11 protein-coding genes are annotated in these 9,964 nt (G+C 66.4%); 4 read left to right on the top strand and 7 right to left on the bottom strand.

Translation table 11 applies throughout. The features are described 5' to 3' along the window. The first annotated feature begins 30 nt into the window (after positions 1–30). Complete coding sequence (locus tag ACE3SL_RS03850) at positions 31–1,713, top strand: amidohydrolase family protein (RefSeq protein WP_374524437.1); 1,683 nt, start codon at positions 31–33, stop codon at positions 1,711–1,713. 112 nt (positions 1,714–1,825) lie between these two features. Here ACE3SL_RS03850 and ACE3SL_RS03855 read toward each other — a convergent pair whose 3' ends face one another. Further along, on the bottom strand, positions 1,826–2,161 hold the full coding sequence (locus ACE3SL_RS03855; RefSeq protein ID WP_374524438.1) for a hypothetical protein: 336 nt from the start codon (positions 2,159–2,161) through the stop codon (positions 1,826–1,828). Between the two features lie 84 nt (positions 2,162–2,245). On the opposite strand from ACE3SL_RS03855, the gene ACE3SL_RS03860 reads away from it, so the two are divergent. Together ACE3SL_RS03860 and ACE3SL_RS03865 are read left to right on the top strand one after the other, a co-directional pair. Further along, on the top strand, positions 2,246–3,181 hold the full coding sequence (locus ACE3SL_RS03860) for a LysR family transcriptional regulator (RefSeq protein WP_374524439.1): 936 nt from the start codon (positions 2,246–2,248) through the stop codon (positions 3,179–3,181). Between the two features lie 113 nt (positions 3,182–3,294). Then, positions 3,295–4,065 carry a sulfite exporter TauE/SafE family protein gene (locus tag ACE3SL_RS03865; RefSeq protein ID WP_374524440.1) on the top strand — a complete coding sequence of 257 codons (771 nt, stop codon included), beginning with the start codon at positions 3,295–3,297 and terminating at the stop codon, positions 4,063–4,065. A gap of 3 nt (positions 4,066–4,068) precedes the next feature. Here the strand turns inward: ACE3SL_RS03865 and ACE3SL_RS03870 are convergent, their stop codons facing one another. After that, entirely contained in the window at positions 4,069–4,620 is a 552-nt protein-coding gene (locus ACE3SL_RS03870) for a hypothetical protein (RefSeq protein WP_374524441.1), read from the bottom strand. Positions 4,621–4,810: 190 nt separating this feature from the next. Between ACE3SL_RS03870 and ACE3SL_RS03875 the strand changes: the two genes are divergently transcribed. After that, positions 4,811–5,947 carry a beta-ketoacyl-ACP synthase III gene (locus ACE3SL_RS03875; protein WP_374524442.1) on the top strand — a complete coding sequence of 379 codons (1,137 nt, stop codon included), beginning with the start codon at positions 4,811–4,813 and terminating at the stop codon, positions 5,945–5,947. A gap of 6 nt (positions 5,948–5,953) precedes the next feature. Here the strand turns inward: ACE3SL_RS03875 and ACE3SL_RS03880 are convergent, their stop codons facing one another. Genes ACE3SL_RS03880 through hisB form a run of 5 tightly spaced genes read right to left on the bottom strand, consistent with a single transcriptional unit; the run spans position 5,954 to position 9,795 of the window. Beyond that, a complete protein-coding gene (locus ACE3SL_RS03880; protein ID WP_374524443.1) occupies positions 5,954–7,042 on the bottom strand; it encodes a calcium:proton antiporter in 1,089 nt (362 codons plus the stop codon). A gap of 49 nt (positions 7,043–7,091) precedes the next feature. Then, the gene (gene hisF, locus ACE3SL_RS03885) at positions 7,092–7,871 is read right to left on the bottom strand and encodes an imidazole glycerol phosphate synthase subunit HisF (protein ID WP_374524444.1); all 780 of its coding nucleotides are present in this window, start codon (positions 7,869–7,871) and stop codon (positions 7,092–7,094) included. Then, positions 7,868–8,602: a 1-(5-phosphoribosyl)-5-[(5-phosphoribosylamino)methylideneamino]imidazole-4-carboxamide isomerase gene (gene hisA / locus ACE3SL_RS03890; protein ID WP_374524445.1), complete on the bottom strand. Its 735-nt coding sequence runs from the start codon at positions 8,600–8,602 to the stop codon at positions 7,868–7,870. Before hisA ends, hisF begins: the two co-directional genes overlap by 4 nt. After that, positions 8,590–9,198: an imidazole glycerol phosphate synthase subunit HisH gene (gene hisH / locus ACE3SL_RS03895; RefSeq protein ID WP_374524446.1), complete on the bottom strand. Its 609-nt coding sequence runs from the start codon at positions 9,196–9,198 to the stop codon at positions 8,590–8,592. Before hisH ends, hisA begins: the two co-directional genes overlap by 13 nt. Before the next feature lie 9 nt (positions 9,199–9,207). Next, positions 9,208–9,795 carry an imidazoleglycerol-phosphate dehydratase HisB gene (hisB, locus tag ACE3SL_RS03900; protein WP_374524447.1) on the bottom strand — a complete coding sequence of 196 codons (588 nt, stop codon included), beginning with the start codon at positions 9,793–9,795 and terminating at the stop codon, positions 9,208–9,210. Positions 9,796–9,964: the final 169 nt, after the last annotated feature.

The raw sequence follows: 9,964 nt of genomic DNA on the forward strand, positions 1-9,964 counted from the left end.
GGATTTTCAGCGACATATGGGGAGAAACAGATGATAGCCGGTCGCCCCCTCGTCTTTGCGCTGCTGCTCGGCTGTGCGGTGCCTGCGGTCGCGGCGGAGCCCGCCTATGACGTCGTGATCCGCGGCGGCACGCTTTACGACGGGTCGGGCAAGCCGCCGGTCGCCGGCGATGTCGCGATCAAGGACGACCGGATCGTCGCGGTCGGCAAGGTCGCGGGCAAGGGCCGGACCGAGGTCGCGGCCAAGGGCATGGCGGTCGCGCCGGGCTTCATCAACATGCTGAGCTGGGCGACCGAATCGCTGATCGCCGACCCGAAGAGCCAGAGCGACATCCGTCAGGGCGTGACGCTGGAAGTGATGGGCGAAGGCTGGTCGATGGGCCCGATGAATGCGACGATGAAGGCGCAGGAAACCGGGCGGCAGGGCGACATCAAATATCCGATCGCGTGGACGAGCCTCGGCGACTATCTCGGCTATCTGGAGAAGCGCGGCATCTCGACCAATATCGCGAGCTTCGTCGGCGCCGCGACGGTGCGCGTCCACGAACTCGGCGAGGACGACGTCGATCCGACCCCCGAACAGCTCGGCCGGATGAAATTGCTCGTCCGGCAGGCGATGAACGAGGGCGCGCTCGGCGTCGGCAGTTCGCTGATCTACGCCCCCGGCTCCTATGCCGAGACGCCCGAGCTCGTCGCGCTGATGACCGAGGCGGGCAAATGCGGCGGCATGTATATCAGCCATATGCGGTCGGAGGGCGACCGGATCGAGCAGGCGGTCGACGAGCTGATCGAGATCGCGCGCCGGTCGAACGCGCCCGCCGAAATCTATCATCTCAAGATGGCGGGGCGCGGCAATTGGGACAAATATGACGCGGTGGTGAAAAAGATCGAGGATGCGCGCGCCGAAGGGCTGCGGATCACGACCGACATGTACACCTATACCGCGGGCGCGACCGGGCTCGACGCCGCGATGCCGACCTGGGTGCAGGCGGGCGGACTCGAGGAATGGATCAAGCGGTTGAAGGACCCCGCGGTCCGCGCCCGCGTCGCCGCCGAAATGCAGAAGCCCGGCAGCGACTGGGAAAATCTCTATATCGGCGCGGGCGCCGACAAGATGATCCTCGCGGGCTTCAAGAGCGAGGCCCTGAAGCCGCTCACCGGCAAGACGCTCGCCGAGGTCGCGGCGACGCGCGGTAAGTCGCCCGAAGAGACCGCGATGGACCTCGTGATCGAGGACGGCTCGCGTGTCGGCACCATCTATTTCCTGATGTCCGAGGATAATGTCCGCAAGCAGGTGCAATTGCCGTGGATGAGCTTCGGATCGGACGCCGAATCGCAGGCGCCCGAGGGGGTTTTCCTGAAATCGAGCACGCATCCGCGGGCTTACGGCAATGTCGCGCGCCTGCTCGGCCGCTATGTCCGCGACGAGAAATTGATCCCGCTGGAAGAGGCCGTGCGCCGCCTGACCTCGCTCCCCGCGACGAACCTGCGCATCGAGGGCCGCGGCGCGCTGAAGCCCGGCTATTATGCCGATGTCGTCGTGTTCGACCCGGCGACGATCACCGATCATGCGACCTTCGAGAAGCCGCAGCTTTATGCGACGGGCGTGCGCGACGTGTTCGTGAATGGCGCCGCGGTGTTGCGGAATGGCGAGCATACCGGCGCGACGCCCGGACGAGCCGTGCGCGGCCCCGGCTGGAGGCACTGTTCCTGAAAATAAAACGGGGCGGCCCTTTTATAAGGTGCCGCCCCAGTTTGCGGGGTCCGCTGGGAGAGGGAGAGAGCGGACCGGAGATTGGTGTCGGTTTGTCTTAGCGCCCCATTTTTTAACGGGAGGCCATCTTGGCGTCGGTTTCGGCTTCGGCGACGCCGGCGAGTTTCAGCGCGGCGCGGAACTGCTTGGCGGCGGCGCGTTCGTTACCGGCTTCGCACAGCTTCTTGCCGGTCACGACGAAGCGCTTGGCGCTTGCCTGCTTGCTGCCTTCGGCGCCGTTGGCAGCGGTGTAGGCCTGTTCGGCGAGCGCCGAGCAGCGATAGTCGCTGCCGCTCTGGGCATAGGCCGGAGTGGTCGAGGCGATCAGGCCGGTGAAGGCGAGCGCCGAAGCGGCGACGATCGCGAAGGCGGCAGGAAAGCGGCGGAAAGAGGAGAGCTGAGAGGTCATGGGAGAGGTTTCCTTTCGTTTCGTTGTGCAACCTTTTTAGGAGCAGTTGCGCCTATGGATAATCCTCTATAATCTGCAAGTGCCTTGAAGCAGGATTTAACAATCCCCCATGGGGCGCTCGACGGGATCGAAGCCTTCCTCCGCGTCGCGGAAAGGCGGAGCTTTTCCGCCGCTGCCGCCGACCTCGGCGTCTCCCCCTCGGCGATCAGCCAGACGGTGAAGGCGCTCGAAGCGCGCGTCGGCGCGCCCTTGTTCATGCGCACGACGCGCAGCGTCGGGCTGACCCAGGCGGGCGAGATGTTCCTCGAACGCGCCGCGCCCGCCTATTCGGGGCTTGCCGACGCCTATGAGGCGGCGCGCAACCTTGGCAACCGGCCCGCGGGACGGCTGCGGATCAACCTGATGCGCGGCGCGGTGCAGCCGATGTTCGAGCCGATCATCGCGGGCTTCATCGACGCCTATCCCGACATCGAGTTGGAGATTTATGCCGACGACGCACTCGCCGACCTCAGCGCCGGCGGGTTCGACGCGGGGGTACGGATGGGCGAATCGCTCGATGCCGATGTCATTGCGGTCCGCCTCACCGGCCCGTTCCGCTTCGTCGCCGCGGCCTCTCCCGCCTATCTCGACCGCTTCGGGCGGCCCGAGACGCCCGAGGATCTGAAGGACCATCGCTGCATCCGCTTTCGCCTCGCGACCGGCGCGCTGATGCCGTGGACCTTCGCGCGCGGCAATCGCGAGATCGAGGTTCCCGTGTCGGGGCCGGTCATCGTCAACGACTGGATCGCGGCGCTGGTCGCGATGCGGACCGGCGCCGCGATGGGGATGCTCGCCGAACCGATGGCGAAAAAGATGGTCGAAACGGGCGAGCTCGAACTGGTGCTCACCGACCATGCCGACGAGACGAGCGGCCTCTTCCTCTATTATCCCAGCCGCAAGCAGGTGATGCCCAAGCTGCGCGCCTTCATCGATTATGTGCGTGAATATCTGCCCGCCAACATCACCGATCGGGTGGAATGACCGGCCGCTTGGGCGCGGAAATAAATCCCTTCATCGTCAGCAGAAAAATTGGGCTGGCGAATCCCCGCGAAAAGCGGCAACCCGTTCTCAATTAAAATAGTTGGGATGAAGATATGTTCGATCTGGCGGCACTGGACCCCTCTGCCCTTTTGCCCTTCATCCTGATCGGGTTCGCCGCGCAGCTCGTCGACGGCGCGCTCGGCATGGCGTTCGGGGTGATCTGCAACACGCTGCTTGTCGCGGTGATGGGCGTGCCGCCCGCGACCGCTTCGGCACGCATCCATGTCGTCGAGGTGTTCACGACCGCGGTGTCGGGGATCAGCCATCTGCTCCATCGCAACATCGAATGGCCCCTGTTCTGGAAGCTGCTGATCCCGGGCGTAATCGGCGGGATGCTCGGCGCCTATGTGCTGACCTCGCTTCACGCCGATGCGGTCAAGCCTTTCGTGCTCGCCTATCTGGTCGCGATCGGTATCTGGCTGCTCGTTCGCGGCATCCTCTATCCGCCCAAGGTCCAGAAGCCGACGGTGATCGCGCCGCTCGGCCTCGTCGGCGGCTTCCTCGATGCCGCGGGCGGCGGCGGCTGGGGGCCGGTCGTCACCTCGAACCTGCTCGTCCAGGGCGCCGAGCCGCGCAAGGTCGTCGGCACGGTGAACAGCGTCGAATTCTTCCTGACCCTCGCGGTATCGGCGACCTTCATCTTCAAGCTGGGTTTCGCCGACGTTGCGGGCGCGACGCTCGGCCTGCTGATCGGCGGCGTACTCGCCGCGCCGATCGGCGCCTTCATGGCGAAGCGCTTTTCGGTCAAGCTGATGCTGACGCTGGTCGGCGTCGTGCTGACCGCGACGAGTGCGTTCGGGCTTTACCGCGCACTGTTTGCCTGAGTTTTAATTCGCCGGTTTGGTCTCGTCGATCTTGTCGACCCATTCGGGATAGAAGCTCGGCTCGCGCGCCGACCAGCCGGGCGCGGTCGCGGCGGCTTCGCTGATCGACTGGAGCAGCGTCTTGCGCTTGTCGGGGTGGAGGTGCGGCAGTGACGCCGCGGCGCAGAAGGCCCCCGGCAGCCACGGCCGCGCATGCGCGCCGAGCAGACGCTCGTAAAGGAAGCGATAGGGGGCGAAGCCGGGCAGCCGGTCCTGCCCGAGATCGAACGCCGACACCGCCACGAGCGGCGCCATGAAATGTTCGAGCGCGTCGAGCCCGCTATCGTCAGGAATATGGGCGCGAATATCGATCAACCGCTGATAGACCTTGGCCTGCACGCGGATCGCGGTTTCCTCGACCATGTCGCGCGACCAGCGGGCGATCGCGTCGTCGCGTTCGAGGCCGATATCGAGCGAGCGGCGGATATACCGCTGCGTCGCCGCGGGGAAGCCCGCGAATTCCTTGATTTCCGAGATGGACAGGTCGCCTGCGGCCGGTCCCGAACGCGTCACCATGGTCATGCTCCCGCACAGCGCCCGGGGAGCCATCCCCCCGGAGGCCTGCGTCAGATACTCTGCCACCAAAATGGTTAGTGGCGGGTTAACCATGGCGTCGGGACATGTTCAGGGTGATTGCGAGCCGTTGCGCCTCTTCGCGACCGGGCCTAATCAGCATGCCTTCGAAAACAAAACATGCAGGACTGCCATGTCGCACGCACCGCAGCCGGTCATTTCCGCAACCGGCCTCTTCACCCCCGCCGAACGCATCTCCAACGAAGAACTTGTCGATGGTTTTAACCGCTATGTTGCGCTGCACAATAGGGAAAATGCCGCCGCGATCGCCGCTGGTGAGATGTCCGAACTCACCGAATCGAGCGTCGAATTCATCGAGAAGGCGAGCGGGATCGGGTCGCGCCATGTCGTCGACAAGGCGGGCATATTGGACCCTGCGCATATGGCGCCGCGCCTGCCCGAACGCGGCAACGACGAGCTGTCGATCCTGGCCGAGATCGGCGTCGCGGCGGCGAAGGACGCGCTCGTGCGCGCCGGGCGCGATGCGAAGGACGTCGATGCCGTGCTCTGCGCCGCGTCGAACATGCAGCGCGCCTATCCGGCGATGGCGGTCGAGATTCAGGACGCGCTCGGCATCGACGGCTTCGGCTTCGACATGAACGTCGCCTGCTCGTCGGCGACCTTCGGCATCCAGACCGCCGCCGACTATATCCGCGCGGGGCACGCGAAGAGCGTCCTCGTCGTGAACCCCGAAATCTGTTCGGGGCATTTGAACTGGCGCGACCGCGACAGCCATTTCATCTTCGGCGACGTCGCGACCGCGATTCTCGTCGAGGACAAGGCCATCGCGCCCGCGGGGCATTGGGACATCCTCGGCACCAAGCTCAAGACCGTCTTCTCGAACAATATCCGCAACAATTTCGGTTTTCTGAACCGCGCGCACGGGGGGATCGACCAGACGGGGCCGAAAAGCGACAAGCTTTTCGTCCAGGAAGGCCGCAAGGTGTTCAAGGAGGTGGTGCCGATGGTCGCGGCGATGATCGTCGAACAGATGGAGGTGCTGGGCCTCGAGGGCGGCGACATGCGCCGCTTGTGGCTGCATCAGGCGAACACCAATATGAACCGGCTGATCGCGCAGCGCGTGCTGGGACACGAAGCGAGCGCGGACGAGAGCCCGACCGTGCTCGATACCTATGGCAATACGTCGAGCGCAGGGTCGATCATCGCCTTTCACCTGAACCATGCGGACATGGTCGCCGGCGACACCGGGCTGATCTGCTCGTTCGGCGCGGGCTATTCGGCGGGAACGGTGTTCATCCGCAAGACCTGACGCCCTTCAGGGCACGAAGGTCGTGAAAAGATAGACCGCAAACAGCATCAGGTGGATCGCGCCCTGCAGCACCGTGGTGCGCCCGTTGGCCAGCGTCTGCGACGCGACGATCAGCGACAGGAACAGCAGCACCGTCGATTTGGCGTCGAGGCCGAGGCTGATCGGCAGGTCGGTGGCGATCGACAGGATTGCGACCGCCGGAATGGTGAGCCCGATCGTCGCGAGCGCCGAACCCAGGGCGAGATTGAGGCTCGTCTGCAGGCGGTCGGCCTTCGCCGCGCGCACCGCCGCAAGCCCTTCGGGGGCGAGAATCAGCGCCGCGATCAGCACGCCGAGCACCGCGGGCGGCGCGCCCCAGTCGGCGAGCAGCGCGCCGATGACGGGGGACAGGTTCTTTGCGAGCAGGACGACCGCGAACAGGCTGGCGAGCAGCAGCGCGCCCGAAATGGCGGTGCGCTGGGCGCTCGGCGGGGCGGCGTGGGCATCGGGCTCCCCGTCGCCATCGGCATCGCCGTCGGGCAGGAAATAGTCGCGGTGGCGCACGGTCTGGACGAGCGCGAAGGTCGCATAGAGGATCAGCGACACCGCAGCGACGAAGCCGAGCTGCTTCGCCGAATAGAAAGGCCCCGGCACGCTCGATGTGAAATTGGGCAGCACCAGCGTCACGACGGTGAGCACGGTCAAGGTCGCGAGCGCGGCGCCGATGCCGGTACGCTGGAACCGCTGTTCATGGTGCCGGATCGCGCCGCTGAGCAGACAGAGGCCCATCAGCAGGTTGAGGATCACCATCACCGCTGCGAACACCGTGTCGCGCGCGAGCGTCTGTGCCTTTTCGGGCTCGGCCTGCATCAGGGTCAGGATCAGTCCGACCTCGATCACCGTCACCGCGAGCGCAAGGATCAGCGTCCCGAACGGCTCGCCGACGCGGTGCGCGATGACCTCGGCATGGTGGACCGCCGCGACCACCGCGCCCATCAGGATGATCGCGACGAGCCATGCATTGAGCGGCATCGCGAAGCTCGCCAGCGCCGCGACGAAACCGAGGATCGGGAAGATGTCGTTGGTGCGGTCGGCGAGGCGGAGTTTGGAGGTCATGGGCCTTCTATTGCAGCCCCCTCCCCGCGTGACCACCCCCGCGCCAGATTTAATGTGCGCGGACGGGCAATCCGGCCGCGGCGAGCCGGGCATGCGCCTCGGCGATCGTCGCCTCGCCGAAGTGGAAGATGCTCGCGGCGAGGACCGCGCTCGCGCCGCCCTCGATCACGCCGGCGACGAGATGGTCGAGATTGCCGACCCCGCCGCTCGCGATCACCGGCACGCTGACGGCGTCGGCAATCGCGCGGACGAGCGCGAGGTCATAGCCGTCCTTCGTGCCGTCGCGGTCCATGCTGGTGACGAGCAGTTCGCCCGCCCCGAGGTCGGCGAGGCGAATGGCATGCTCGAGCGCATCGATCCCGGTTGGCTTGCGCCCGCCGTGGGTGAAGATTTCCCAGCGGCCGTCCCCACCATCTTTGGTATCAACCCGCCGCGCATCGATGCTGCCGACCGCGCACTGGCTGCCGAAGCGGTCGGCGATGTCGGCGACGAGTTCGGGCCGCGCCACCGCGGCGCTGTTCACCGCGACCTTGTCGGCGCCCGCGAGCAGCAGCGCGCGCGCATCGTCGGCGCTCCGCACCCCGCCGCCGACGGTGAGCGGCATGAAGCAGACTTCGGCGGTGCGGTTCACCATGTCGAGCAAGGTGCCGCGCCCCTGATGGCTGGCGGAAATGTCGAGGAAGCAAAGCTCGTCGGCGCCTGCGGCATCATAGGCGCGCGCCGCCTCGACCGGATCGCCCGCGTCGCGCAGGTCGACGAAATTGACGCCCTTGACGACGCGCCCGTCGGCGACGTCGAGGCAGGGGATGACGCGGACGCGGACGGTCACGCCGCGCCCGCCGCAATCGCCTCGGCGAGATCGAGGCGGCCGTCGTAGAGCGCCCGGCCGGTGATGACGCCTTCGATGCCGTCCGCGACGTGCGGGCGGAGCGCGTGAATGTCGGCGATATCCGCAACGCCGCCGCTGGCGATCACCGGGATATCGACCGCCTCGGCGAGCGCCACCGTCGCCTCGACATTGCAACCCTTGAGCAGCCCGTCGCGGCCGACGTCGGTGAAGAGAAGCGCCGCGACGCCCGCATCCTCGAAGCGGCGCGCCAGATCCTCGACGCGCACGTCGGAAACATCGGCCCAGCCCTCGGTCGCGACCATGCCGTCGCGCGCATCGACCCCGACAACGATCCGGCCGGGCAGGTCGCGCGCGGCAGACTTGACGAAATCGGGGTCCTTCAGCGCCGCGGTGCCGATGATCACCCGTTCGACGCCGAGCGCGAGCCAGCGATCGACCCCGGCACGGTCGCGGACGCCGCCGCCGACCTGTACCTTGCCCGGAAAGGCGGCAATGATGCTCTCCACCGCCGCGCCGTTGACGCTCGCGCCCGCGAACGCCCCGTCAAGATCGACGACGTGCAGGTGGCTCGCACCCGCTTCCGCGAACAGCCGCGCCTGCGCGGCCGGATCGTCGCCATAGACGGTCGCGCGCGCCATATCACCCTCGGCAAGACGCACCACCTGCCCGCCCTTGAGGTCGATCGCGGGGAAGATGGTCAGGGCCGCCATGCGAGGAATCTTTCCAGGGTCGCCAGGCCGTATGCCTGGCTTTTTTCGGGGTGATACTGAACGCCGACGATATTGTCCTTCGCGACCGCAGCGGTGAAGGTCGTGCCGTGGCTGCTGGTGGCGGCGACATCGACCGCGTCGGCGAAATGATAGCCGTGGAGATAATAGGCCTCGCCCGCCGCGGTCACCGGATGCGCGAAGGCGGGTATGACATCGTTCCAGCCCATGTGCGGGATGCGGAGGCCCGGTGCCGGATCGAAGGCGCGAACGGTGCCCGAAATCCACCCGAGCCCCTTGTGCGTGCCATGCTCCTCGCCCGCGTCCGCGAGCAATTGCATACCGACGCAGATTCCGAGGAAAGGAGCACCATCGCCGCGCACGCGCTGCTCCAGCGCGCCGACCAGCCCGTCGATCGCCGACAGACCGTTCATGCAGGCCGCAAACGCACCGACGCCGGGCAGCACGATGCGATCGGCTTTGGCCACGACATCGGGATCGGCGGTGACGGCAACATTGTCCGCGCCCGCCGCGACGAGCGCATTGTGCACCGAGCGAAGATTGCCCGCGCCATAGTCGATCAGGGCAATGGCGCTCATCGGACGGTCCTAGAGGACCCCCTTGGTCGAGGGAATCGCGTCGCCCTTGCGCGGGTCGATCGCGACCGCCTGCCGCAGCGCGCGCGCGAGCGCCTTGTAGCTGCTTTCGGCGATGTGATGGTTGTTCTCGCCGTAGAGCGTCTCGAGATGCAGCGTGATCCCGGCGGTCTGCGCAAAGCTTGCGAACCAGTGCGGGAAAAGCTCGGTATCCATCTCGCCGAGCCGCGGCTGCGAGAAGCCCGATTTATAGACGCAATAGGGCCGGCCCGAAATATCGCGCGCGCAGCGGGTCAGCGTCTCGTCCATCGGCGAATGCGCTTCGCCGTAGCGGGCGATGCCGCGCTTGTCGCCGAGCGCCTTCGCGACCGCCTCACCGAGCGCGAGCGCCGAATCCTCGACCGTGTGGTGCTGGTCGATATGCAGGTCGCCCTTCACCGTCATCGCGATGTCGATCAGCGAATGGCGCGACAATTGCTCGACCATATGGTCGAGGAAACCGATGCCGGTGGACACCGAATAGTCGCCCGTGCCGTCGAGGTTGACGGCGATCGCGATATCCGTTTCCTTGGTCGTGCGCTGGACGGTGGCGGTTCGCATGGGCGACCCCTTAGAGCGTCTGTTTCGCGTTGCAAGGCGATTCTCCCCCCTTGACCCCCGCGCCGCGCCCGTTCATCCCCCGCGCATGAGTGACGATGTCCGCGACAGCCTGATTCCCTATGACGAAATCGTGCAGGACGCGCTGCGCGCCGTGGTCGGCCGCGTGCTC

It is taken from the genome of Sphingopyxis sp. (genome assembly GCF_041916015.1).
Taxonomy (GTDB): domain Bacteria; phylum Pseudomonadota; class Alphaproteobacteria; order Sphingomonadales; family Sphingomonadaceae; genus Sphingopyxis.

What these genes read in the sequence shown, in the direction of transcription:
- ACE3SL_RS03865 (WP_374524440.1), top strand. Translation starts at nt 3,295, where the DNA reads ATGTTCGATCTGGCGGCACTGGACCCCTCTGCCCTTTTGCCCTTCATC.
- hisB (WP_374524447.1), bottom strand. Translation starts at nt 9,795, where the DNA reads ATGCGAACCGCCACCGTCCAGCGCACGACCAAGGAAACGGATATCGCG.
- ACE3SL_RS03875 (WP_374524442.1), top strand. Translation starts at nt 4,811, where the DNA reads ATGTCGCACGCACCGCAGCCGGTCATTTCCGCAACCGGCCTCTTCACC.
- hisA (WP_374524445.1), bottom strand. Translation starts at nt 8,602, where the DNA reads ATGGCGGCCCTGACCATCTTCCCCGCGATCGACCTCAAGGGCGGGCAG.
- hisH (WP_374524446.1), bottom strand. Translation starts at nt 9,198, where the DNA reads ATGAGCGCCATTGCCCTGATCGACTATGGCGCGGGCAATCTTCGCTCG.
- ACE3SL_RS03880 (WP_374524443.1), bottom strand. Translation starts at nt 7,042, where the DNA reads ATGACCTCCAAACTCCGCCTCGCCGACCGCACCAACGACATCTTCCCG.
- ACE3SL_RS03870 (WP_374524441.1), bottom strand. Translation starts at nt 4,620, where the DNA reads ATGGTGACGCGTTCGGGACCGGCCGCAGGCGACCTGTCCATCTCGGAA.
- ACE3SL_RS03855 (WP_374524438.1), bottom strand. Translation starts at nt 2,161, where the DNA reads ATGACCTCTCAGCTCTCCTCTTTCCGCCGCTTTCCTGCCGCCTTCGCG.
- ACE3SL_RS03850 (WP_374524437.1), top strand. Translation starts at nt 31, where the DNA reads ATGATAGCCGGTCGCCCCCTCGTCTTTGCGCTGCTGCTCGGCTGTGCG.